Source organism: Microvirga antarctica, assembly GCF_017921815.1.
Taxonomy (GTDB): domain Bacteria; phylum Pseudomonadota; class Alphaproteobacteria; order Rhizobiales; family Beijerinckiaceae; genus Microvirga; species Microvirga antarctica.
The window spans coordinates 74,316-95,584 of sequence record NZ_JAGEMM010000005.1 but is presented as its reverse complement, the minus strand read 5'-3'; the positions used below and the strand labels follow the sequence as shown (position 1 = coordinate 95,584).

At 66.5% G+C, this 21,269-nt stretch carries 23 protein-coding genes and 1 tRNA gene; 12 read left to right on the top strand and 12 right to left on the bottom strand.

Annotated elements, in window-relative coordinates; genetic code table 11:
- Nucleotides 1–4: 4 nt before the first annotated feature.
- Together J4G32_RS15335 and J4G32_RS15330 are read right to left on the bottom strand one after the other, a co-directional pair.
- Complete coding sequence (locus J4G32_RS15335) at nt 5–1,123, bottom strand: efflux RND transporter periplasmic adaptor subunit (RefSeq protein ID WP_210496199.1); 1,119 nt, start codon at nt 1,121–1,123, stop codon at nt 5–7.
- A gap of 182 nt (nt 1,124–1,305) precedes the next feature.
- A complete protein-coding gene (locus J4G32_RS15330; protein WP_210496612.1) occupies nt 1,306–1,563 on the bottom strand; it encodes a DUF2171 domain-containing protein in 258 nt (85 codons plus the stop codon).
- Between the two features lie 152 nt (nt 1,564–1,715).
- On the opposite strand from J4G32_RS15330, the gene J4G32_RS15325 reads away from it, so the two are divergent.
- On the top strand, nt 1,716–2,822 hold the full coding sequence (locus J4G32_RS15325; RefSeq protein ID WP_210496198.1) for an AI-2E family transporter: 1,107 nt from the start codon (nt 1,716–1,718) through the stop codon (nt 2,820–2,822).
- A 33-nt stretch (nt 2,823–2,855) separates the two neighbouring features.
- On the opposite strand, the gene J4G32_RS15320 is transcribed toward J4G32_RS15325, so the two are convergent.
- Nucleotides 2,856–2,940: transfer RNA gene (locus J4G32_RS15320), tRNA-Leu, on the bottom strand.
- Between the two features lie 194 nt (nt 2,941–3,134).
- Here J4G32_RS15320 and J4G32_RS15315 point away from each other — a divergent pair.
- Nucleotides 3,135–4,202 (top strand): complex I NDUFA9 subunit family protein, encoded by a 1,068-nt coding sequence (locus tag J4G32_RS15315; protein WP_210496197.1) that lies wholly within the window; start codon nt 3,135–3,137, stop codon nt 4,200–4,202.
- Between the two features lie 21 nt (nt 4,203–4,223).
- On the opposite strand, the gene J4G32_RS21825 is transcribed toward J4G32_RS15315, so the two are convergent.
- From J4G32_RS21825 to J4G32_RS15300, 3 genes are all read right to left on the bottom strand, one after another.
- A complete protein-coding gene (locus J4G32_RS21825) occupies nt 4,224–4,943 on the bottom strand; it encodes a DUF930 domain-containing protein (RefSeq protein ID WP_246505115.1) in 720 nt (239 codons plus the stop codon).
- A gap of 73 nt (nt 4,944–5,016) precedes the next feature.
- Entirely contained in the window at nt 5,017–5,739 is a 723-nt protein-coding gene (locus J4G32_RS15305; protein WP_210496196.1) for a sulfate transporter family protein, read from the bottom strand.
- 40 nt (nt 5,740–5,779) lie between these two features.
- The gene (locus J4G32_RS15300; protein WP_210496195.1) at nt 5,780–6,772 is read right to left on the bottom strand and encodes a 2-hydroxyacid dehydrogenase; all 993 of its coding nucleotides are present in this window, start codon (nt 6,770–6,772) and stop codon (nt 5,780–5,782) included.
- Nucleotides 6,773–6,989: 217 nt separating this feature from the next.
- Here J4G32_RS15300 and J4G32_RS15295 point away from each other — a divergent pair, with 217 nt between their 5' ends.
- Both J4G32_RS15295 and J4G32_RS15290 read left to right on the top strand, forming a co-directional pair.
- The gene (locus tag J4G32_RS15295) at nt 6,990–7,526 is read left to right on the top strand and encodes an SH3 domain-containing protein (RefSeq protein WP_210496194.1); all 537 of its coding nucleotides are present in this window, start codon (nt 6,990–6,992) and stop codon (nt 7,524–7,526) included.
- A 35-nt stretch (nt 7,527–7,561) separates the two neighbouring features.
- Nucleotides 7,562–7,711: a DUF3096 domain-containing protein gene (locus tag J4G32_RS15290; RefSeq protein ID WP_210496193.1), complete on the top strand. Its 150-nt coding sequence runs from the start codon at nt 7,562–7,564 to the stop codon at nt 7,709–7,711.
- On the opposite strand, the gene J4G32_RS15285 is transcribed toward J4G32_RS15290, so the two are convergent.
- Complete coding sequence (locus J4G32_RS15285; RefSeq protein ID WP_210496192.1) at nt 7,708–8,589, bottom strand: EamA family transporter; 882 nt, start codon at nt 8,587–8,589, stop codon at nt 7,708–7,710. The genes J4G32_RS15290 and J4G32_RS15285 overlap by 4 nt on opposite strands.
- 112 nt (nt 8,590–8,701) lie before the next feature.
- On the bottom strand, nt 8,702–9,172 hold the full coding sequence (irr, locus tag J4G32_RS15280; protein WP_210496191.1) for a Fur family transcriptional regulator Irr: 471 nt from the start codon (nt 9,170–9,172) through the stop codon (nt 8,702–8,704).
- 249 nt (nt 9,173–9,421) lie between these two features.
- On the opposite strand from irr, the gene fabA reads away from it, so the two are divergent.
- The 4 genes from fabA (at nt 9,422) to J4G32_RS15260 (ending at nt 13,003) form a co-directional block, all read left to right on the top strand.
- Nucleotides 9,422–9,940, top strand: coding sequence for a 3-hydroxyacyl-[acyl-carrier-protein] dehydratase FabA (gene fabA, locus J4G32_RS15275; RefSeq protein WP_210496190.1), 519 nt, complete (start codon nt 9,422–9,424; stop codon nt 9,938–9,940).
- Between the two features lie 113 nt (nt 9,941–10,053).
- Complete coding sequence (fabB, locus tag J4G32_RS15270) at nt 10,054–11,277, top strand: beta-ketoacyl-ACP synthase I (RefSeq protein WP_210496189.1); 1,224 nt, start codon at nt 10,054–10,056, stop codon at nt 11,275–11,277.
- A 128-nt stretch (nt 11,278–11,405) separates the two neighbouring features.
- Nucleotides 11,406–12,236: an enoyl-ACP reductase FabI gene (gene fabI, locus J4G32_RS15265; RefSeq protein ID WP_343232662.1), complete on the top strand. Its 831-nt coding sequence runs from the start codon at nt 11,406–11,408 to the stop codon at nt 12,234–12,236.
- Between the two features lie 140 nt (nt 12,237–12,376).
- Nucleotides 12,377–13,003 carry a DsbA family protein gene (locus tag J4G32_RS15260; RefSeq protein ID WP_210496188.1) on the top strand — a complete coding sequence of 209 codons (627 nt, stop codon included), beginning with the start codon at nt 12,377–12,379 and terminating at the stop codon, nt 13,001–13,003.
- Between the two features lie 42 nt (nt 13,004–13,045).
- Here the strand turns inward: J4G32_RS15260 and J4G32_RS15255 are convergent, their stop codons facing one another.
- Entirely contained in the window at nt 13,046–13,468 is a 423-nt protein-coding gene (locus J4G32_RS15255; protein WP_210496187.1) for an OsmC family protein, read from the bottom strand.
- A 168-nt stretch (nt 13,469–13,636) separates the two neighbouring features.
- Between J4G32_RS15255 and J4G32_RS15250 the strand changes: the two genes are divergently transcribed.
- Entirely contained in the window at nt 13,637–14,278 is a 642-nt protein-coding gene (locus J4G32_RS15250) for a DUF1345 domain-containing protein (RefSeq protein WP_210496186.1), read from the top strand.
- Nucleotides 14,279–14,307: 29 nt separating this feature from the next.
- Here J4G32_RS15250 and J4G32_RS15245 read toward each other — a convergent pair whose 3' ends face one another.
- Genes J4G32_RS15245 through J4G32_RS15235 form a run of 3 tightly spaced genes read right to left on the bottom strand, consistent with a single transcriptional unit; the run spans nt 14,308 to nt 16,827 of the window.
- Nucleotides 14,308–14,844 (bottom strand): regulatory protein RecX, encoded by a 537-nt coding sequence (locus J4G32_RS15245; RefSeq protein ID WP_210496185.1) that lies wholly within the window; start codon nt 14,842–14,844, stop codon nt 14,308–14,310.
- Nucleotides 14,841–15,572 (bottom strand): phosphatase PAP2 family protein, encoded by a 732-nt coding sequence (locus tag J4G32_RS15240; RefSeq protein WP_210496184.1) that lies wholly within the window; start codon nt 15,570–15,572, stop codon nt 14,841–14,843. The genes J4G32_RS15245 and J4G32_RS15240 overlap by 4 nt, the downstream gene beginning before the upstream one ends.
- Before the next feature lie 49 nt (nt 15,573–15,621).
- Entirely contained in the window at nt 15,622–16,827 is a 1,206-nt protein-coding gene (locus tag J4G32_RS15235; RefSeq protein ID WP_210496183.1) for a winged helix-turn-helix domain-containing protein, read from the bottom strand.
- Nucleotides 16,828–17,004: 177 nt separating this feature from the next.
- Here J4G32_RS15235 and J4G32_RS15230 point away from each other — a divergent pair, with 177 nt between their 5' ends.
- From J4G32_RS15230 to J4G32_RS15220, 3 genes are all read left to right on the top strand, one after another.
- The gene (locus J4G32_RS15230; protein WP_246505114.1) at nt 17,005–18,507 is read left to right on the top strand and encodes an MDR family MFS transporter; all 1,503 of its coding nucleotides are present in this window, start codon (nt 17,005–17,007) and stop codon (nt 18,505–18,507) included.
- Nucleotides 18,508–18,632: 125 nt separating this feature from the next.
- Nucleotides 18,633–20,183, top strand: coding sequence for a helicase HerA domain-containing protein (locus J4G32_RS15225; protein ID WP_210496181.1), 1,551 nt, complete (start codon nt 18,633–18,635; stop codon nt 20,181–20,183).
- 100 nt (nt 20,184–20,283) lie between these two features.
- On the top strand, nt 20,284–21,222 hold the full coding sequence (locus J4G32_RS15220; protein ID WP_210496180.1) for a ring-cleaving dioxygenase: 939 nt from the start codon (nt 20,284–20,286) through the stop codon (nt 21,220–21,222).
- The last annotated feature ends 47 nt before the right edge of the window (nt 21,223–21,269 follow it).

Here is a 21,269-nt window from a genome sequence, read left to right as displayed (position 1 = left end):
CGGGCTACATCCCGCTCAGGCTGCGGGGCAGCGGCGTGGCGCGCACCGGAATGCCGGCGCGCACGCTCTGCAATCCCTCGACGATCACCGGATCGCCGACCGACACGCCCTCGGTGATGATCACGCCGGATCCGGTCTCTGCGCCGAGCTTCACGCGCCGCATAGCGGCCTTGCCGTCCTCCACGATGAACACATAGACGCCGCCCTGGTCGGCGATCAACGCCGCCTGCGGAATCACGATGCGGTTCTCGGGTTCGCGATTTTCCAGCAGAACGCGCACCAGCTGGCCGTCGGTGAGGGTGAATTTCGGGTTTGGCATCACGGCCCGCACCAGCAGTGTATCGGTGGTGCGATCAACCGACACGTCGAGAAAGTCGAGACGCCCGGTCTGGTCGTAGATGGTGCCGTCCGGAAAGACGATCTGGACTTTCAGGCTCTTGGGATCCACCGGCCGTCCGGTCTCCTCGCCGCGCAGGAATTCCCGTTGGCTCACCGGAAAGGTGACGTACATCGGGTCCTGGCTGACGATCGTCGTCAGCACGCCGCTATCGGGCCCGACCACATTGCCCTTGGTGACGCTGGTGCGACCGATCCGGCCCGCGATGGGCGACAGGATCTGCGTATAGCCGAGATTGATCTGTGCGGTGGTGAGGTCGGCCTTGCTGGTGGTGACCGCACCCATGGCCTCCTGCTCCTGCGCACGGGCCTGATCGCGCGCCACCGCGGTTCCGGCGGCCTTGGCGAGAAGATCTTCGGCGCGCTGCAGCTGGATGACGGCCAGCGCATGGGTCGCGGTGCTGCGCTCGAGCGCCCCTTGCGCGCGCTCCACATCGGCCTCGAACAGACCCGGCTCGATGCGATAGAGCGGGGTTCCCTTCTGGACGACCGCGCCCTCGGTGAACAGGACCTCGTCGAGAAATCCCTTCACCCGGGCCCTGATTTCGACCCGCTCCGGCGCCTCCACCCGGCCGACGAAGTCGAGCGTCTTGGCAATGGGTTTCATGGCGGCGCTGACAGTGCCGACCGGCACCGCGGCGGGAGCCGGTTGCTGGGCCAAGGCCGGCATCGCCAAGACAGGCATCGCCAACCCCGCCACAAGAATCGCCAGAACCGCGACGCGCATATTCCCCTCCCGGGACGTTTCCAATCCCATCTTCAGGAAGGCCTTCATGCCCCCGTCGACGACCGCCCGACAAAGCTTAGCACAGCAAAAGAGCCGCGCATCGTTTCCGACGCACGGCGGATCAAGAAAATCCAACGGTGGCAAGACCGGCGGAGCACGTGCCGCCGGCCGCCCGGTTCGGTCTAGGCGGGTTTGTGATCCGCTTCCTCTTCGAAGGTCACGGCCACATCCCCGTTGGCCGAAAGCCGCACATTGTTGCCCTCGACATCGGCCACCAGGCTCAGGGGAATGAAGTGGTGATGACCTTCATGCGAGCCTTCGCCGCTGTCGCGTTTGGTGAGCTTGATGCGGTCGCCATCGAGGCGATCGACCGTCCCCACAGGGGCGCCGTCGGCGCCGATGACTTTCATGTGCTCTTTGATGTTGCTGTGATCGACCAAGGCGCTCTCCTGTTGTGTCACGTCCACAACGTCGGACCGGCCTAAAGGATGCATGGAAACGATCGCGAGGACGCCCGCCCGGCAGTGAGCGGGTATCAAACGACGGGCCAATATGGTCATACTCAACGCCATCATTGTTTCAGGATGACCCGATGTTCGAAGGGCGCTTGCCTGACCGTCAGCAAATCTCGACCCTTGTCCTCACCGGCGGAGTCCTTTTCGGTCTGTTTCTCTGCTACCTCCTGGCGGTCCCGTTCCTGCCCGCCCTGGTCTGGTCCTTCACCCTCGCGGTGCTGTTCGGACCGGTCTACGCGCGGGTTCTCTCGGCAACGAACGCGCCCGGCCTGTCGGCTGCGATCATGGTCGCCGTCGTGGCGGTGATCGTCGTCGTGCCGGCGATCCTGGTCATCGGGACGCTACTGACCGAAGCCGTGCGGAATGCGACGCTGGTCAGTGCCATGGTCGATGCCGACAGCTGGACGCGCTGGGTCGATGCCCACCCCCGTCTGGCGCCCGCTTTGCGCTGGCTCGACCTGCCCGAGCTGGTGAAAGCCCCCTTGGCCTGGCTTGCCGGCTGGAGCGGGACGTTCGTCAGCGTGTCGCTGTCGGGCCTGATCAGCCTGTTGCTGACCTTCTATTTCCTGTTCTACTTTTTCCGCGACCAGGAGGCGATCCTCGCCGCCACCCGAGGCCTGCTGCCGCTGTCGTCTTCCGAGTTCGCGGTGGTCGCCGACAGGATCGTCAACACGATCTTTGCCACCATCCTGGGAACGGCGGCGGTCGCGGCGCTTCAGGGCGCGCTGGGCGGCGCCATGTTCTGGTGGCTTGGCCTGCCCGCTCCCTTGCTCTGGGGCGTGCTGATGGGATTGCTCGCCGTCGTGCCGTTTCTCGGCGCCTTCGTCATCTGGGCGCCGACCGCGGCCGTCCTGGCGATCCAGGGCGAGCTTGGCTCGGCGGCGGTGCTGACCCTCTGGGGAACGCTGGTGGTGGGCGTAGTGGACAACGTCGTCTACCCGATCCTGGTCGGTAAGCGCCTGATGCTCCACACGGTAGCGTCCTTCATCGCCATCGCAGGCGGGTTGCTCGTCTTCGGCACGCCGGGCGTGGTGCTGGGTCCTCTGGTGGTGGCGATATCTCTCGCGCTACTGGACATCTGGCGCCGGCGCATCCCACCCGACGCGAAGGCCGCGGCCGGCGAGGCGAAGGGGATCCAAGCGGTCGCTCATAACCAAAAAAGCCCGGAAAACCGGGCTCTTTGATCAATCTCTCACGTTATTGGACGTCTTCGGATTTGGTGCCCAGGAGAGGACTCGAACCTCCACGACTTGCATCGCTGCTACCTGAAAGCAGTGCGTCTACCAATTCCGCCACCTGGGCATGCCTGTTCGGCGAGCTTCGTTTAAGGCGGCGCAGGCGGCGCGTCAATTGCCTAAAGTGGGGCTTGGGCGCTTATCGGGCGATGGCACCCCTTCACACGCGACCGGGGTTTGATTAGAGACGGTCGCAGACGCAATGCCCGGGCCTTCGGCCGGGTCCAATCCCGCCATCGTCCGGCGGGGCAGGAGGCTTCCATGATCGGACCGATTCGCACCCCGGCCCAGCAGCTCGTCACCATCTTTGGCGGGACGGGGTTTCTCGGCCGGCAGGTGGTGCAGGCGCTGGCCCGGCGCGGCTATCGCATCCGCGTGGCAAGCCGCAGGCCCGACCGGGCGTTCTTCCTTCAGCCCCTCGGCGCTGTCGGCCAGATCCTCGCGGTCCAGGCCAATCTGCGCGATGCGGCTTCAGTCGCCCGCGCGGTTGCGGGCGCCGATCACGTGATCAACCTGGTGGGCATCCTCCAGGAAGGCGGCCGCCAGCGTTTCGACAGCCTGCAGGCCAAGGGCCCGCGCCTCATCGCCGAATCCGCGGCCCCGGACGCGCGCATCATCCACGTCTCGGCCATCGGCGCCGATCGCTCGTCGCCTGCCGCCTACGCCCGCTCGAAAGCCGAGGGCGAGGACGGTCTGCTCGATGCGCGGCCGGATGCCATCATCCTGCGGCCCTCGCTGATGTTTGGCCCCGGCGATGGCTTCTTTACCCGGTTTGCGACGCTCGCCCGCCTGCTGCCCATCCTGCCGCTGGCCGGCGCCGAGACGCGCCTCCAGCCGGTCTTCGTCGGCGATGTGGCCGAGGCGATCGCCCGCGCGGTCGATGGCACCGTTCCCGGTGGGCGGATCTACGAGCTGGGCGGGCCTGAAACCCGCACCCTGCGGCAGATCGTGCAATACGTGCTGTCGGTGACCGAACGCGGCGCGGTGATCCTGGGTCTCCCTCCGACGCTTGCCCGCCTGCAGGGCAGCCTGCTCGGCCTGCTCGACAAGGTGACCCTCGGGCTGATGCCCGATGCCCTGGTGATGACCCGCGATCAGGCGGTGATGCTGGAAACCGACAACATCGTGTCCGACCAGGCGGCAGCCGAAGGGCGCACCCTGCCGGGGATCGGCATCGCGCCCATGGCGCTGGAGGCGATCGTCCCGTCCTATCTCGTGCGCTTCCGTCGTACCGGCCAGTTCGACCTCAAGCGCAATGCCGGCCCGGACGCTGTCCCGGCCGTGTTGGCCGACGAGCCGCACCGGGGGCAGCCCGCTTCGGGACATTAATCAGGGCCGATTCGAAAAAGCTCACTCATCCGTATCGAGACGCCATGAGGGAAGGTTGTGGGCCTCCCAATCCTTCGCGGGAATCGGGTCTCCGACCGTAAACTCAAAATGCGCGATGCGTTGGGCATCGGCCGCGAGCTGGCATTTAAAAGACAGCCGGTACCACCGATGTCCGCTGCGAAAGGCAGCGCCGTCGGCCTGCAGCAGGGACTGCGCCACGACCAAGTCGGCCATCGCATAGGCGACGATCCGTTGGGGATGAAATTCCGGCAGCGCCTGTGCGATCTGGGCCATCGCCTCCAAGCCGCAAAGCTGTTCCATTCGCGTCTCGGCGTCGTAGCGGGCGAGCGTTTCCCTCATTTGCCGGCTGCGGGGATCGGAGAGAACGGCGTCGGACAAGATATGGGTCGCCCGGATTGGGCCGGCGCGCGAAACTTCCTTTGATGACTTGGGATAGGGCTCGGGCGCAGGGGTGGTTCTGGTCCCGTCAGGCGGAGACTGCTGATTGCGGTCCGACGCACCGGCAGATCCGTCGGCAATGGCGCGCCACGCCTGCGACGACCAGATTTCCACCGGCGTCCCTTCGGGGGGAGGCAAGATGGGCGTGTGGTTCCGCCAGACGAGGACGAGCCACAGCAAAAGGGCCGCGTGGGCCATCCCCGACCCGACCACGCCAGGCCTCGTCCAGCGCGGGCCGTCGGGTGCCGTCAGGATGGCGGCGGGGCGCATATCGACGTGCAATCGGCGCCCTCCGTCGCCCGGTCCGACACAGCCCATCAATCGTTATCATGTCCGGAAGATGGCGGCCGCGCCCTCAGGCTCCGATCCGCGACCGCGACGGCGGGATGATCGTGCTGCCGCGGGAGGCGCTCAGGCGCTTGTGCACATGGACCATCATGGCGGCGCCGAAGAGCGGCGTCAGGAGGTTCAGCACCGGCACCATGACGAGGGCGGCCACGATCGCGCCGGCGGCAAAGACCGTGCCGCGATACTGGACGCGCATCTGCGCCGCCTCCTCGATCGAGCGAAACCGGCCGGCCGCGAGCTCGAAATATTCCCGCCCGAGCAGATAGGCGTTGGCCGCAAAAAACACCCCGATATTGATGCCCGGGATGAAGAACAGCAGCAGGGCCGCCAGGTTGATGATCAGCGACAGGCCGGCAAAGCGCAGGCCGTAGAGGAGCGCCCGGCCGACCGGCAGCGGGCGGCCCGGAGGGTCGGCCGGAAAGTCGGTCGCCTCCACCACCTCGGCCACATCGTCGAGGAAATAGCCGGCGACGATCGCCGACACCACCGGCAGCAGATAGGCCAGCAGCACGAACAGGCCGGCGCCGGCGAGAAAGAACGCGAAGCTGTTGAGGATCGGATAGCTGGCGCTGATCGCGTGACCCTCGAGCAGATAGCCGAAGAGCCGCGTCAGTCCCAGCCAGACGAGGCCGAGGAGCGCGATGGTCAGCGCGAGCGACTTCCACAGGATGCCGCGCAGCGGCGCCGAAAACACCTGGCGGGCGGCCGCAAACGCCGATTGGATCAGCATGAATGGTCTCTCAGAATCTGAAAAAGGAGGGCGGGGCGGCTCAGAGCATGCTGAGCAGTACCCGGTCGGGCGGTTTGTGACCGTCGATGAACGACTTGATGTTGACGATGACCTTCTCGCCCATGTCGACCCGGCTCTCCTGCGTGGCCGAGCCCATATGGGGCAGCAGGACCACCTTGTGCTGGCGGGCGAGCTTGAGGAGCCTCGGATTGACGGCGGGCTCCTCCTCGAACACGTCGAGACCGGCCCCGGCGATGGCGCCGGCCTCGATGAGGCGCGTCAACGCGGTCTCGTCGATCACCTCGCCCCGGGAGGTGTTCACCAGAATGGCGTCGGGTTTCATGAGCTTGAGGCGGCGTGCCGAGAGCAGGTGATAGGTGGCGGGCGTGTGAGGGCAGTTGATGGACACGATGTCCATCCGGGCGAGCATCTGGTCGAGGGATTCCCAATAGGTCGCCTCGAGCTCCTGCTCGATCTGGGCCGGCACGTGGCGGCGGTTGTGGTAGTGGATCGACAGGCCGAACGCCTTGGCGCGGCGGGCCAGCGCCTGGCCGATGCGGCCCATGCCGACGATGCCGAGCCGCTTGCCGGTGATCCTTCGGCCGAGCATCCAGGTTGGCGACCAGCCGGCCCACTCGCCATCCGGCACGATCCGCGATCCCTCGGGAATGCGCCGGGCGACGGCGAGAATCAGCGCCATGGTCATGTCGGCGGTATCCTCGGTGAGAACGCCGGGCGTGTTGGTGACCGTGATGCCGCGGCCGATGGCCGCCTCCACGTCGATATGGTCGACGCCGTTGCCGAAATTGGCGATCAGCTTGAGGTCGGGCCCGGCCTCAGCCAGCAGCTCGGCGTCGATCTCGTCGGTGACGGTCGGCACCAGAACGTCGGCGGTGGCAAGCGCCGCGGCCAGCTCCTCGCGGGACAGGGGCTTGTCGTCCAGGTTGAGACGGGTGTCGAACAACTCGCGCATGCGGGTCTCGACGGCATCCGGCAACCGGCGGGTCACGACGACGACGGGTCTTTTTTTCATGCGTGGCAGCTTCCCCAGCTCTCGAAAAACCGTGACCCGTTTCGGTCGCGCTTCACGCTCCCTTAACCGTATCTCGGCGACTAAGAACAGTGTCGACACAGTCGCCCGACCGTTTCGACCCGTGCTCCAAGGCAGCGAGCCGTCGCGTGGCGATGCTCGTCAGAGCTTCTCTACCAGAGGGGCTGCCCGCCGCACAAACACGAAGGTGAAGGACATCATGCGCAAGATCCTGCTGGCCATCGCGTTGCTGGGCTTCGGCATGTCGCTTGCCTCTGCCCAGACGCCGCCCCCGGGCGGACGGCTGGGGACCGGCCTGCCGGTGCCTCGCTATGTCAGCCTCAAGACCGACCGGGTCAATCTGCGCGAGGGGCCCTCAAAAGATCACCGGACCGCCTGGGTGTTCCAGCGGGCGGGTTTGCCGGTGGAGATCGTGGCCGAGTACGAGACCTGGCGGCGCATCCGCGATTCGGAAGGCACCGATGGCTGGGTGCTCCATTCCCTGCTGTCCGGTCGCCGCACCGCCCTTGTCATGCCCTGGGCCAAACCGCCGCAGCCTCCCATCCACCTGCTCGACCGTGCCGAGGAAAAAGCCGGGATCGTGGCCAATCTGCAGCCCGGCGTCATCGCCAACATCAAGACCTGCGACAACGGCTGGTGCCGGGTCTCGATCGTGATTGACCGGGCGCGGGACGTCGACGGCTATGTCCGGCAGGACAAGCTGTGGGGCGTCTATCCCAATGAGAAGGTCGAGTGACCGCAGCACACGTTGCCCAAACATCCGAGAACCCGATGACACTTTCCTTCAGCCTCAAGAACCTCCTGCCCCTGCTTGCCATCATCCTCGGCGTGGCCGCGATCGTTGCGCCGCGCTTTCTCAACGTGATCGTGGCGATCTCCCTGATCGCGTTCGGAATCTATGGCCTGGGTCTGATTCGTTAGGAGCGCGGCAGGACCCGACCGACGAGGCGCAGGCCGAAGACGTTGATGGCCAATCCCAGCACGATGATGGCGCCGCCAACCGCCTCAAGCGGCCGCATGACCTCGCCCAGGATCAGCGCTGACCCGAGAATGCCGGCGACTGGCACGAGCAGGGCAAACGGCGTCACCGTTGCGGCCGGGTGGCGTGACAGCAGATAGGCCCAGATGGCGAAGGCGAAGACGGTTGTCGGGTAGGCAAGATAGGCCACCGCCGCCAGTGTCCCGACATTGAGATCGAGAAGGGACGCCACCACCCGGTCCGGCCCGTCGAGCAGCAGGGACAGGCCCATGAGCGGGATCGGCGCGATGAGACTCGACCACACCACGAAGCCCAGCATGTCGATGCGGCCCGCCCGCTTGGAGATGATATTGGCGACCCCCCAGCAGGCGGCGGCCACGACCGTCATGGCGAAGGGCACAGCCCCGCTGCCGGTCAGCCGCGGCCAGGCGATCAGGATCAGGCCGAGACAGGCCACGATTCCGCCGACGATCTGGTGCGGCCCCGGGCGCTCGCCCATCAGAAGGGCGGCAAACAGAATGGTGAAGAAGACCTGCGCCTGCATCACCAGGGAAGCAAGGCTCGCCGGCATGCCGAGCGAGATCGCCGCAAAGAGCAGCCCGAACTGCGCAACCCCGAGAAAGAAGCCGTAGCCGACGATGAAGCGCCAGCCGGTCTTCGGGCGCGGAATGAACAGCACCGCCGGCAAGGCCGCGAACACGAAACGGAGGGAGGCCAGCACCAGCGGCGGGGTCGTCGAGACGCCCAGCTTGATGACGACGAAGCTCATGCCCCACAGGAAGGCGACGAAGACGGCCAGAAGGCAATGAGGAAGCGGCATGACGCCACGCTATAAAGTATAGAAAGAAGCGCGGCAACACGCGTCCGGCTGAGGCCCGATGCCAGGCGACCCGGCGCAGGTATGGAGGTTCTGTCGCGAGCGACCTGCTCGGTCAGGCCGCCTTGCGACGCAGACGGACGATCACCTCGATGCCAGCCACTTCCATGCCGGCCGGCGGCTCGGGCAGTTCGGTGACGCTGATTCCCGCATGCGGCATGTCCACCAGCTCGCCCTCGTCCTCGAGGAAGAAATGGTGGTGCTCGCTGGGATTGGTGTCGAAATAGGATTTGGCGCCGTCCACGGCGAGCTGGCGCAGGAGGCCGGCCTCGGTGAACTGATGCAGGGTGTTGTAGACCGTGGCGAGCGAGACCGGCACCCGGGCGCGGGTCGCCTCGTCGAACAGGACTTCGGCCGTGATGTGCCGGTCGCCCTTGCCGAACAGCAGCCAGCCGAGGGACACCCGCTGGCGCGTCGGGCGCAGACCCACGCGGCGCAGCTTGTCGCGCAGCTCGGAGAGCGGACATCCCCGCCTCTGGAGAGGCGTGGACGGAGACTCGATGTAGGCTGAAAGCGGATCGGTCATCGTCACAATGATTGGCCGGAACTGTTTGCGGAAAAACGGCTTCTATCACCTCAATGATAGGAAAGCGAGGGCCGGCCCGCAAGGCGGCCTTGCCGGGAGCGCCCGACGGCGCGCGGCAAAGAATTGCTGCGGCCGCGGCGGTGGCCTTTGATGCCTGGCCAAGCCTGTGCTACCAGAGCCGCGTATTCGGTGGCGGCGGACATTTCGTCGCTCTAATGTGAAGATTGTTGAGAAGGATCGGCATCCGGCATGGCGCGCCAGTCGAGCTTTACCTACGAAGAACTCCTGGCCTGCGGGCGGGGAGAATTGTTCGGCCCCGGCAATGCCCAGTTGCCGCTTCCGCCCATGCTGATGTTCGACCGGATCACCTCGATCGGCGAGGATGGCGGCGCGAACGGCAAGGGCCATGTGGTGGCCGAGCTCGATGTGCGGCCGGATCTCTGGTTCTTCCCGTGCCATTTCAAAGGCGACCCGGTGATGCCGGGCTGCCTGGGGGTCGATGCGCTCTGGCAGATGGTCGGGTTCTTCCTCGGCTGGTCGGGATCGCCGGGCCGCGGCCGGGCGCTCGGCGTCGGAGAGGTCAAATTCAGCAACCAGGTGCTGCCGACTCACAAGAAGGTCGTGTACGGCGTCGATTTCAAGCGCGTGTTCCGCTCCAAGCTCATCCTCGGCATCGCCGATGGCTGGCTCGAGGCGGATGGCCAGCGCATCTACGAGGCCAAGGATCTGCGGGTCGGCCTTTTCCAGGCGGATGCGGCCGGCGGCTGATCTGGGCCCATCCCGTTCTGGCCCCAATTTGCGGGCTTAACGTTGAGAATGCGCACGGCCGCCCTTACCTGTTGGGCAAGGGTTGGCGAAAATTTCCTATGAAGGGGTAGGCTATGAGACGCGTCGTCGTCACCGGAATGGGCATTGTCTCGTCCATCGGCAACAACACCGAGGAGGTGCTGACCTCCCTGCGGGAAGCAAAATCCGGCATCACGAAAGCCGACGATTACGAGAAATACGGCTTTCGCTGCCAGGTGCACGGCAAGCCCACGCTCAATCCGGAAGAGTTCGTCGACCGCCGCGCCATGCGCTTTCACGGTCTCGGCACGGCCTGGAATCACGTGGCGATGGATCAGGCGATTCTCGACGCGGGGCTGACGCCCGAGGACATCTCCAATCCCCGCACCGGCATCATCATGGGCTCGGGCGGTCCCTCCACCCGCACGCTCATCGACGCCGCCGACATCACCCGCGAGAAGGGTCCCAAGCGCATCGGGCCGTTCGCGGTGCCCAAGGCCATGTCGTCGACCGCGTCCGCCACGTTGGCCACCTGGTTCAAGATCAAGGGCGTCAACTATTCCATCTCGTCCGCCTGCGCGACCTCGAACCATTGCATCGGCAATGCCTATGAGACGATCCAGGTGGGTAAGCAGGACATGATCTTTGCCGGCGGCTGCGAGGATCTCGACTGGTCGATGTCGAACCTGTTCGACGCCATGGGCGCCATGTCGTCGAAGTATAACGCCACCCCCGAGAAGGCCTCACGCACCTACGACGCCAACCGCGACGGCTTCGTCATCGCAGGCGGCGCGGGCGTCCTCGTGCTCGAGGAACTCGACCACGCGCTGGCGCGCGGCGCCAAGATCTATGGCGAGATCGTCGGTTACGGCGCGACGTCGGACGGCTACGACATGGTGGCGCCCTCGGGCGAAGGCGCGGTGCGCTGCATGCGCATGGCGCTCGAGACCGTGAAGGGCAAGATCGACTACATCAACCCGCACGGCACCTCCACGCCGGTGGGCGACCTCAAGGAAATCGAGGCGATCCGCGAAGTCTTCGGCGCGGGCGAGTCCTGCCCGCCGATCTCGGCCACCAAATCGCTCACCGGCCATTCGCTTGGCGCGACGGGCGTGCAGGAGGCCATCTACTCACTGCTGATGATGAACAACAACTTCATCTGCGAGAGCGCCCATATCGAGGAAATCGACCCGGCCATCGCCGACATGAACATCGTGCGCAAGCGCATCGACGACGTGACCCTCGACACCGTGCTGTCCAATTCCTTCGGCTTCGGCGGCACCAACGCGACGCTTGTCTTCAGCCGTTACAAAGATTGAGACGACAGCGTGTCCGCTGCTTGATATGGGGCACGAGGGCGCGGCTGGTTCGGCCGCGCACTCGGAAAGCGGATCCGATTGCCACATCGTCGTCATAAGAACGGGCATCGGATAAAGGGGAATTTTGCGTGAACGGTCTGATGCACGGAAAGCGCGGCCTCATCATGGGCGTCGCCAACGACCACTCGATTGCCTGGGGAATCGCCAAGACCCTGAGCCAGCACGGCGCGGAACTGGCCTTCACCTATCAGGGCGAGGCGCTGGGCAAGCGCGTCGCTCCGCTGGCGCAGTCGCTCGGATCGGACATCGTGCTCTCCTGCGACGTGGAAGACATCGGTTCGGTCGATGCGGCCTTCGCGGCCCTCGACCAGCGCTGGGATGGTCTCGATTTTCTCGTTCATGCGATCGGGTTTTCCGACAAGTCCCAGCTCAAGGGCTCCTATGTGGACGTCACCACGCGGGAGAATTTCTCGCGCACCATGGTGATCTCGTGCTTTTCCTTCACGGAGGTGGCGCAGCGCGCCGCCGCCCGCATGAAGACTGGCGGCTCGCTCCTCACGCTCACCTACGGCGGCTCGACCCGGGTGATGCCGAACTACAACGTGATGGGCGTGGCGAAGGCGGCGCTGGAAGCCAGCGTGCGCTACATCGCGTCGGATCTCGGCCCCGCGGGCATCCGCTGCAACGCCATCTCGGCCGGTCCCGTGCGGACGCTGGCTGGCGCCGGCATCGCCGATGCGCGTCTCATGTTCACCTACCAGAAGGCCCATGCGCCGCTGCGGCGGACCGTGACGATCGAGGACGTGGGGGGCTCGGCTCTCTACCTGCTGTCCGATCTGTCGAATGGGGTGACGGGCGAAATCCACTATGTGGATTCGGGCTACAACACCATCTCGATGCCGCGTCCCGACATCCTCAAGGCGCAGGACGCCGCAGGCGTCACCGGCGAAGAGGCCTGACACCACGGCGTTGATGCGTCTGCTGTCGCCACCGCTCGGAAAAAGACCGCAATCGCCGGTTTGAAAAGGCCGTCCGGCCGCGGCGATTCGTCGAGCCGGACGCTCGCCTTCTCCGTTCCCTCTCGCCTTCGGTCCTCACGATGATGTTTTCCCGCCGCACGGTGCTTGCCGGCCTTGCCCTGTCGGGCGCCACCGCACCCGCCTTCGCGCAATCCGCACCCGAATCGCAACGCGCGCCCGTGGAACTGGTCGAGGATACCCTCGATTTGCCGTCCGCCGTCCGCCTCGGCCATGCGCGCGGCAGCGTCATCATGGTGGAATATTTCGATTATAACTGCCCATGGTGCAAACGCTCGGCGGCTGAACTTAACGCCCTGCTGAAGGCCGAGCCCGATCTGACCTATGTGCTGGTCAACTTCGCGGTGCTCGGCCAGCCATCGGTGGAGGCAACCCGCGCCGCCCTTGGCTTCCTGCAGGTTAAGGGGCCCGGCACCTATTTGAAACTGCATCTGGGGTTATTCGGATTGCGCGGCGTCGTCACCGGAGAGCGGGCGATCGCCGAGGCCGAGAAGCTCGGCGGGGATCGCCGCAAACTCATCGAGGCGGCGGATGCGCCCCGTACGACCCAGTGGATGAAGGACGCGTTCACGCTCGGCAATTCACTGGGGTTCACCGCAACCCCGTCCTATCTGGTCGGCACGGAGGCTTATGTGGGCGGCATGAGCCTCGCGCAGAAGCGCGAGGCGATCGCCAAGGCCCGCGCCTGACGCGACCCCCGCCGAAAGCGGGGAGGTCGCGCCCCGGCCCGGTCAGGCCAGCGTGAAGTCCAGGCTGATTTCGGCGTTGAGAACCTTCGAGATCGGGCAGTTCTTCTCGGCGATGCGGGCCAGTTCCTCGAACTTCGCCTTGTCGATGCCGGGCACATTGGCCGCGAGCGTCAGGTGCGACTTGCTCACCTTGAAGCCGTCGCCGTCCTTGTCGAGGGAGACGGCCGCCTCGGTCTTCAGCTCGGTCGGCGTGAAGCCCGCGCCCTGCAGCTGGAAGGCCAGCGCCATCGTGAAGCAACCCGCATGGGCGGCTGCGATCAGCTCTTCGGGGTTGGTGCCCTTCTCGTTCTCGAAGCGGGTCTTGAACGAATAGGGCGTCGCCGACAACACGCCGGAATCGGTCGTGAGGTGGCCGGTGCCGTCTTTGCCCGTTCCCTGCCAGACTGCCTTTGCCTTGCGATCCATGCTTGTCTCCTTTGGGTGATGATCGTCTCTGATGTAGGACGTGCCGCGCGGGAAACCACCGCGTAGCGCAAATGAGCCCATAATTCGCCCGCCCGGGCTGCCGGATCAGCCGCGCCCTTGTCCAACGGCCGCTTCCCGCGCATACCGCTGCCGAATCGAGGATCGCCCATGTTTTTCAATATCGCGCGGCTGCGTCCCCGTCTGGTGCTGGCGCTTCTCGTCGGCCTGATCGTTGCCGCGGCCCTGCCCGGAGGCCTCCACCCCAACACCCGGTTTCTCATCTCCTGGGATGTCGCCGTGACGTTCTACGTCCTGTCGGCGGTCCAGCTGGCCGCCACGGCGAGCATCGACGACATCCGCAAGCGGTCCAATCTGGAGGATGCGGGCGCGACCGCGATCCTCTTTCTGACCATCGGGGCTGCTGTCGCGAGTCTTGCGGCGATCGGCATCGAGCTGCTCGGCATTCACGACAAGCAGGGCGGCGATCAGGCCCTGCGTCTGATCGTGGCCGGCCTGACGATCCTGTGCTCGTGGTTCTTCGTCCACACCATCTGGGCGATCCACTACGCCCATGAATTCTACGGCGACAAAGGCGAGCGGCGCGGGCTTGCCTTCCCCAAGGAGGACAGCCCCGACTACTTCGACTTCTTCTATTTCTCGTTCAATATGGGGGCGGCGGCGCAGACCTCCGACGTGACCGTGGTATCGCGCAATATGCGCCGGCTCGTGCTCTGCCACACGATCCTGTCGTTCCTGTTCAACACGACGATCCTGGCGCTGGCCATCAATGTGGGCGCGAGCGTGATCTAGGCGGGTGCCCCCGGAACCGCCCGGCGTGGCTAGCTTTGCGGCTCTTCGTCCACGATCCGCTTGGCCACGCCGTAGCCGAAGCCCGCCCGACCCATGGCGGCCAGATCCTTGTCGCGATAGGGCGCCCGCTCGCCCGGCCGGAACGGCCCCAGCCGGCGCCGGCGCGCGAAAGCGAGGGCGGCCTCCTCGTCGTCGCCCGTATGAGACTCGAGCGCTGCCGCGATGGTCTCGCCGTCGACGCCCTTCTGGGCGAGTTTGGCGCGGATCGCCCGGGCCGATCCGCCCCGCAGCCTTAGCGACGCGACCCGTCCCTCGGCATAGCGGACATCGTCGATCAGCCCGATCCGCAAGCTTTTCTCCACCACGTCGTCGATGGCCTCACGGAAACCGGACGGGTCCTCGCCGCGAAGCCGGCAGCGGTTCGCGACCTTGCGGGTCAGGACCCGCCGAAGGTTCGCCGACGAGGAGGTATAGCGCTCGAGATACGCCATGGCGGCGCGCTGCAGATAGGCCGGCGTGACCTTTCCGGGAGGCTTGCGGGGAGGCCTTTCGGGCGCATCGGTCAAGGGGAGGTCTCGCCCGGGGCCTCGACCTTCCCCTCGCGCTGCAATTGTAGGGCCACGAACCAGCACAAGGCGGCCCAGGCGGCGCCGACCGCCCAGCCGGCCAGGACATCGCTCGGCCAGTGGACGCCGAGATAGACCCGGCTGACGCCGACCAGCAGGGTCAGGACCACCGCCAGTCCCATCAGGAAGGCCTGGATGCGCCGGCGCGTCTGGATACGCGAGAGCAGGGCGCCCAGCGTCAGGTAGGTGATGGCCGACAGCATGGCGTGTCCGCTGGGAAAGCTCGCCGTATAGACCCGCGTTCCGTGCGGGACGAGATCGGGGCGGGGGCGCTCGAAGCCGAATTTCAACGCGGTGGAGAGCAGCATGCCGCCGACGATCGCCACCAGCACCAGCAAGGCCGCGCCGCGCTTTCCGGCCATCAGCAGGAACGCCAGGGTGGCGAGCGTTACGATGGACAGGACGGCATAGCCGCCAAGGCCCGTGATGTCCCGGGCGGCTTCCTCCAGCCAGCTCGGACCGAGGGGATTGGCCGGGTTCTGCGGATCGCGCAAGGCCAGCAGCAGGGCCCGGTCGAGGGCGTGGGTCTCGCCCTCGCGGACCTCGTCGGCGAGCGCGATGAACGCCCAGGCAAAGAACCCGAAACCCGCCAGCGACAGGAGCGGGCCGATTTCGTTGAGGCGAAAGCGCAGCCAAAGCCGCGTGGCGGGAGCGATCATGAAGTCCATGGCCCATTCAAGTAATGCGCTTTTGGCATCATGACGAGGGGGCCTCGAGTCACGGGCGGATCAGCGTCGTCCAGCCGGGCGGCACGACAATGTCGGAGAGGCCCAGCCAGCCGGCCATCAGGCGCAGTTCGTCGGTCAGAGCGGGGGCGATCATCTCCGGCGGCGCGTGGGATTCCGGGTGAATGGAATGGACCAGAAGCGCTCCGGCCGCTCGGTCGGCCTTGAGGTCAAGACGGGCGACGATCGCGTCGCCGAGCAGGAACGGCAGGCAGTAATAGCCGAATTCCCGTTTCTCGGCCGGTGTGTAGATTTCGATGCGATAGCGAAAATCGAACAGGCGTTCGGCCCGGCTGCGCTCCCAGACGACCGGGTCGAACGGCGACAGCAGCGCCTGCGCGGCGATTCGGCGGGGAAGCGTCGCCTTGGGATCGAGATAGACCGGCCCCGGCCAGCCCTCCACCGTGACCGGCAGGAGAGCGCCCGCTTCCACCAGTTCCGGAATGCGGGCCTTGGCGTCGGCCGCGTCGAGGCGGAAATAATCGCGCAGGCAGCGTTCGCTGGCGATGCCCAAAGCCGCAATCGACAGGCTCAGGAGGGCACGCTGGGCCTCAGCTGCGTCCGGTGTCGGAGCCCGCAGGATCTCGGCCGGAATCACCCGCTCGGTGAGATCGTACAGGCGTTCGAATCCCCGCCGGCTCGCCGTCGTCACCTCGCCGGCCCAGAACAACCATTCGAGCGCCCGCTTGCCGTCGCTCCAGCCCCACCATCCGGCGGGGCCGCGCACCCGATCCTCGGCTCCGGCCGACAGCTCGCCCGCGCCGATCGGGCCGCGCGCCGTGATTTCGCGCCGGACCGCGGCGATGAAATCCTTCTTCTCGTGGCCGAAGGTGGCGAGGCCCCCATAGATGCCCTCGCCGCGGCCGGCCCGCGCCATCCGCCAGCGAAACAGCGGGTGGAGGTCGAGGGCGACGAGGGAGGCCTCGTGGCCCCAATACTCGAACGTCGCGCGCTTTTTCGGATGATAGGCGGCGCGGTCGAGCAGGTCCCGGTCATAGGGCCCGAGCCGCGAATAAAGCGGCATGTAATGGGCGCGCACGAGCACGTTGACCGAATCGATCTGGAAGAGTTTTGAGCGCGCCAGGGTGCGGGCCACATGCCGGGCGGAAGGCTGCGCCGGCCGGGCGTCTGCGAATCCTTGCGCCGCGAGTGCAATGCGTCTGGCTTGAGAGACGGAGAATCGGGTGCGGGCGGTCATGGCGATCAACAGGGCGGGGAGAACGAGCTAGCGTCAATCCGCCCTCGCCCGCAAGGCTCGACGGCCGAAGGGGTGTCGCTCCGGCGCAACGAGACGTCCTGCATATCTGCCCTGCGTGGTATTGGGGGACAAACGCGCCGGTGCGCCCTAGATGCAAGCGCGATAAAGATGGATGCCATGGACCAGTCCACACCCCAGACCCGGGCGCTGAATCCGCCGACCCCGCTGACGCAGGCCGAGATCCGGTCGATCATCATCGGCCTCATGGTGGCCCTGCTCCTGGCGGCCCTCGACCAGACCATCATCGCCACGGCGCTGCCCACCATCGGACGCGAACTGGGCGATCTCGAGCATCTTCCCTGGGTGGTCACCTCCTACCTTCTCACCGCCACCGTCGCGACGCCGCTTTATGGCAAGTTCAGCGACGCCCATGGACGGCGAATCACCCTGCTGATCGGCATCTCGGTCTTCATCATCGGGTCGATCGCCTGCGCGCTGGCGCCCTCGATGCTGTTTCTGATACTCGCCCGCGGACTGCAGGGCCTGGGCGGCGGCGGGCTGATGGCGCTGTCGCAGACCATCGTGGCCGACCTGGTGTCGCCGCGCGAACGCGGCCGCTACCAGGTCTATTTCGCCAGCGTGTTCATGACCTCGAGCCTTGCCGGTCCCGTGCTGGGGGGCTTCTTCGCCGAGCACCTGCATTGGTCGATGATTTTCTGGATCAACCTTCCCTTGGGCCTGCTGGCCTTCCTGATCTCCTATCGGGGCCTCAAGCGCCTGCCCCGGCACGATCGCCCGCACAAACTCGACTGGCTGGGCGCCTTCTTCCTCGTCGTCGCCACCGTGTCGATCCTGCTGGCGTTGAGCTGGGGCGGTCTTCGCTATGCGTGGGTGTCGCTGCCGATCGCCGCCATGGCGGTGGTGTCGGTGATCTTCTGGGGTCTGTTCGGCTGGCGGATGAAGACCGCGACGGAGCCGTTGATCCCCGCGGGCGTCCTGCAGAACCCGGTGGTCCGCATGGGCGTGCTGGCCGCCTGCTTCGGCATGGGCACCTATATCGGCCTGACCATCTACCTGCCGGTCTATTTCGAGACCGTGCGGGGCCTATCGGCGAGTCATTCGGGTCTTGCCCTCATTCCCCTCATGGTCGGCACCGTGATGGGCGCCAACATCTCCGGCCAGCTCATGGCCAAGATCACCCATTACAAGCGCGTCCCCATCGTGGGCCTCTCGGCAGCCGTCGTGGGGGTGGGGGTCCTTGTGTTTTTCGAGCGCCAGCTTTCGCTCACCGGGGTCGAACTGGTGCTGGGTCTTCTCAGTATCGGGCTGGGAACCCTGCTGCCGGTCAGCACGGTGTCGATCCAGAATGCGGTCCGGTCGCATGAACTCGGAACCGCCACCGGGGTCGCCAATTTCTTCCGCTCCATCGGCGGCGCGTTCGTGGTGGCGATCTTCGGCGCGATCATCCTCGGGATGTCGGGCATCGGGGGAATCTCGAGCCTGGAGGCTCTGGGCTCGGCTGTCGGTCGGAATAGTGCCGATCTCGCGCAGGTCTTCCACTACCTGTTTGTCGCCGCCCTCGTCGGCTTCAGCCTGTCGCTGTTCTTCCTGATTCGCATGAAAGAGCTGCCGCTCAAGGGTAGCGCCGTGCGGGCGGCGGAGGCTGCCATCGCCGATTGACGGCCCTCGCCTGCCCCCTTCCGCCTGCGGCCTCTTGACCTGTGGAGCGTTCACCCGTCCGTTGCCGCTTGGCCTGGCGGATATGGTAAGTCCGACCTGACGGGTTTCAGGCGAGAGGGAGGCGGATGACGGTCGGTATCGATATGGGGCAGGTCTCCGCCGGCATGGCGTCGGGCGCCGCCAAGGGCAGTGCGGCGATCCTCGATCTCGAGGAACTGCTCGCCACCCGTCTTCTCGTCCAGGGCAATTCAGGTTCCGGCAAATCGCATCTGCTGCGGCGGCTGCTCGAGCAGAGCGCCCCGATGGTGCAGCAGGCCGTCATCGATCCGGAAGGCGACTTCGTCACCCTGGCGGAAAAGTTCGGCCATGTGGTGGTGGATGCTGCCCGCAGCGAGGGCGATCTCCAGCGCATTGCCGCACGGGTGCGCCAGCACCGCGTCTCCGTCGTGCTCAATCTCGAAGGTCTCGACACCGAGGCGCAGATGCGCTGCGCCGCGGCCTTTCTCGGCGGGCTGTTCGATGCGGAGCGGGACGTCTGGTATCCCATGCTGGTCGTCGTCGACGAGGCGCAGCTCTTCGCCCCGTCGGTTGCCGGGGAGGTCTCCGACGAGGCCCGCAAGATGTCGCTGGGGGCCATGACCAACCTCATGTGCCGGGGCCGCAAGCGCGGACTGGCCGGCATCATCGCCACGCAACGCCTCGCCAAACTCGCCAAGAACGTTGCGGCCGAAGCATCGAACTTTTTGATGGGGCGGACCTTTCTCGACATCGACATGGCGCGTGCCGCCGACCTCCTCGGCATGGACCGCCGCCAGGCCGAGATGTTCCGCGATCTCGAACGCGGCCATTTCGTCGCCCTCGGGCCCGCGCTCTCGCGCCGGCCAGTGCCGATCCGCATCGGCGACGCGCAGACGGCACCGCGCAGCGGCACGTTCAAGCTCGTCCCCTTGCCGGGGCAGGACAGGGGCGAGGCCCGCGACCTGATCTTCACGGCGGGCGAGGACGAAGTCGCCCGTCCGCTCGCGCCGCGCCGGGCTCCCCCGGCGCCCCCGCCCGCCACCCACGACGTGCTGGCCCAGCTCGCCCGTGCACGGCCGATGGCGGCCGAGCCCGAAGCCGCGCCGAGCGAGGAAACCCGCGCCGAGCGGGATGCGGTGCTCGACAACATCCTGCGCGAGATTCTGACCGATCCGGAGGCCGCCTTCCGCACGGTGGCGGTGCTCTATCAGGATTTCCTGGTGCGCTGCCGCATTCGCCGCGTCGCCGGCGAGCCGCCGAATCTCCCCGCCTTCCGCCGCCTGCTCGCGGTTGCCCGGGCCGGCGTCGATGCCGAGACCGCGTCCGGCTCCGAATGGGGCCGCGCGATGGCGTTCGCGGCCGATCTCGCGGAGGATATCCAGGGCGTCTACCTGCTCCTCGCCCGCGCCGCCATGATGGGCGTGCCGTGCCCGCCGGACGGCGAGATCGCCCGCTCCTGCGGCAGCCGGTCGCCCGGCCGCGCGCGGCGGCTCGTCGCCTATCTGGAAAGCCGCAATCTCGTAGTCACCCGCAACGACCCACGGGGCTTTCGCATCATCGCGCTCCCCGACCTTGGGTGGGAAACCGGCCCGGGCGACGCCAATGCCTACGAGGAGCCGGCCCCGGCCGAGACGCGGGACCTCTTCGCGGTCGGGTGATCTGCCGTTTGTGCGTTGCTGCAAAGAACACTTGGCGGAAGCCGGGATCGCGTGTGCGCTCCCGCAACGCTACATTGCCTTCAACACGTTGGAGGACACTATGAAACTCACCGGAATTCACCATCTGACGGCGGTTTCGGCCGACGCTTCGGGAAACCATGCCTTCTACACTCAGGCGCTGGGCATGCGGCTGGTCAAGAAGACCGTCAACCAGGACGATGTCAGCGCCTATCATCTCTTTTACGCCGACGGGATCGCATCGCCCGGATCGGACCTGACCTTCTTCGACTTCCCCACCGGTCGCGAGCGGCGGGGCACCCACGGCATCGTCCACTCTGCGCTGCGCGTCAGCGGCGAGGACACGCTCGCCTGGTGGAAGGATCGCTTCGATGCGCAGGGCATCGCCCATGAGGGCATTGTCGAGCGCGATGGCCGTCTCTGGCTCGATTTCGAGGACCCGGAGGGCCAGCGCCTCGGTCTTGTCGATGATGGCGGCGTGGGCGAAGCCCATCCGTGGGATCGCTCGCCCGTGCCGTCAGCCCACCAGATTCGCGGTCTCGGCCCCATCACCATGAGCGTGCCGCGGCTCGAGCCGACCGCCCGGGTCGTGGTTGACGGCATGGGCATGCGGGCTGCGCGGGACTACACCCGCAAGGGCGCGTCCGTGCAGGTGTTCGAGATGGGCGACGGCGGCCCGGCCGCCGAGCTTCACGTGGCGGTCGAGCCGCATCTCGATCCGGTCCAGCCGGGGGCGGGCGGCGTCCATCACGTGGCGTTCCGCACGCCCGACGAGCAGACCTATCGGGAGGCGGCCGAGCGCCTGCGCACCATCCGCGCACCGTCGAGCGGGCCGATCGACCGGTTCTACTTCAAGAGCCTGTATTTCCGCGAGCCGAACGGCATCCTGTTCGAGATCGCCACCGACGGCCCGGGCTTTGCCACCGACGAACCCCTCGCCACGCTGGGCGAGAAGCTCGCGCTGCCGCCGTTCCTGGAGGGCCGGCGCGCCGCCATCGAAGCGGGCCTGAAGCCGCTCTGACAGATGAGGCTGGACCGCGCGAGTCATGATCGCGCGGTTCAGATCGA

Excerpts from the sequence above, each read along its gene's own strand:
- J4G32_RS15230 (WP_246505114.1), top strand. The coding sequence starts at position 17,005 with ATGGACCAGTCCACACCCCAGACCCGGGCGCTGAATCCGCCGACCCCG.
- fabA (WP_210496190.1), top strand. The coding sequence starts at position 9,422 with ATGGCGCGCCAGTCGAGCTTTACCTACGAAGAACTCCTGGCCTGCGGG.
- J4G32_RS15225 (WP_210496181.1), top strand. The coding sequence starts at position 18,633 with ATGACGGTCGGTATCGATATGGGGCAGGTCTCCGCCGGCATGGCGTCG.
- J4G32_RS15240 (WP_210496184.1), bottom strand. The coding sequence starts at position 15,572 with ATGGACTTCATGATCGCTCCCGCCACGCGGCTTTGGCTGCGCTTTCGC.
- J4G32_RS15295 (WP_210496194.1), top strand. The coding sequence starts at position 6,990 with ATGCGCAAGATCCTGCTGGCCATCGCGTTGCTGGGCTTCGGCATGTCG.
- J4G32_RS15255 (WP_210496187.1), bottom strand. The coding sequence starts at position 13,468 with ATGGATCGCAAGGCAAAGGCAGTCTGGCAGGGAACGGGCAAAGACGGC.
- J4G32_RS15250 (WP_210496186.1), top strand. The coding sequence starts at position 13,637 with ATGTTTTTCAATATCGCGCGGCTGCGTCCCCGTCTGGTGCTGGCGCTT.
- fabB (WP_210496189.1), top strand. The coding sequence starts at position 10,054 with ATGAGACGCGTCGTCGTCACCGGAATGGGCATTGTCTCGTCCATCGGC.
- J4G32_RS15325 (WP_210496198.1), top strand. The coding sequence starts at position 1,716 with ATGTTCGAAGGGCGCTTGCCTGACCGTCAGCAAATCTCGACCCTTGTC.
- J4G32_RS15300 (WP_210496195.1), bottom strand. The coding sequence starts at position 6,772 with ATGAAAAAAAGACCCGTCGTCGTCGTGACCCGCCGGTTGCCGGATGCC.
- J4G32_RS15260 (WP_210496188.1), top strand. The coding sequence starts at position 12,377 with ATGATGTTTTCCCGCCGCACGGTGCTTGCCGGCCTTGCCCTGTCGGGC.
- J4G32_RS15335 (WP_210496199.1), bottom strand. The coding sequence starts at position 1,123 with ATGCGCGTCGCGGTTCTGGCGATTCTTGTGGCGGGGTTGGCGATGCCT.
- J4G32_RS15290 (WP_210496193.1), top strand. The coding sequence starts at position 7,562 with ATGACACTTTCCTTCAGCCTCAAGAACCTCCTGCCCCTGCTTGCCATC.
- J4G32_RS15235 (WP_210496183.1), bottom strand. The coding sequence starts at position 16,827 with ATGACCGCCCGCACCCGATTCTCCGTCTCTCAAGCCAGACGCATTGCA.
- J4G32_RS15220 (WP_210496180.1), top strand. The coding sequence starts at position 20,284 with ATGAAACTCACCGGAATTCACCATCTGACGGCGGTTTCGGCCGACGCT.
- J4G32_RS15285 (WP_210496192.1), bottom strand. The coding sequence starts at position 8,589 with ATGCCGCTTCCTCATTGCCTTCTGGCCGTCTTCGTCGCCTTCCTGTGG.
- J4G32_RS15305 (WP_210496196.1), bottom strand. The coding sequence starts at position 5,739 with ATGCTGATCCAATCGGCGTTTGCGGCCGCCCGCCAGGTGTTTTCGGCG.
- J4G32_RS15315 (WP_210496197.1), top strand. The coding sequence starts at position 3,135 with ATGATCGGACCGATTCGCACCCCGGCCCAGCAGCTCGTCACCATCTTT.
- irr (WP_210496191.1), bottom strand. The coding sequence starts at position 9,172 with ATGACCGATCCGCTTTCAGCCTACATCGAGTCTCCGTCCACGCCTCTC.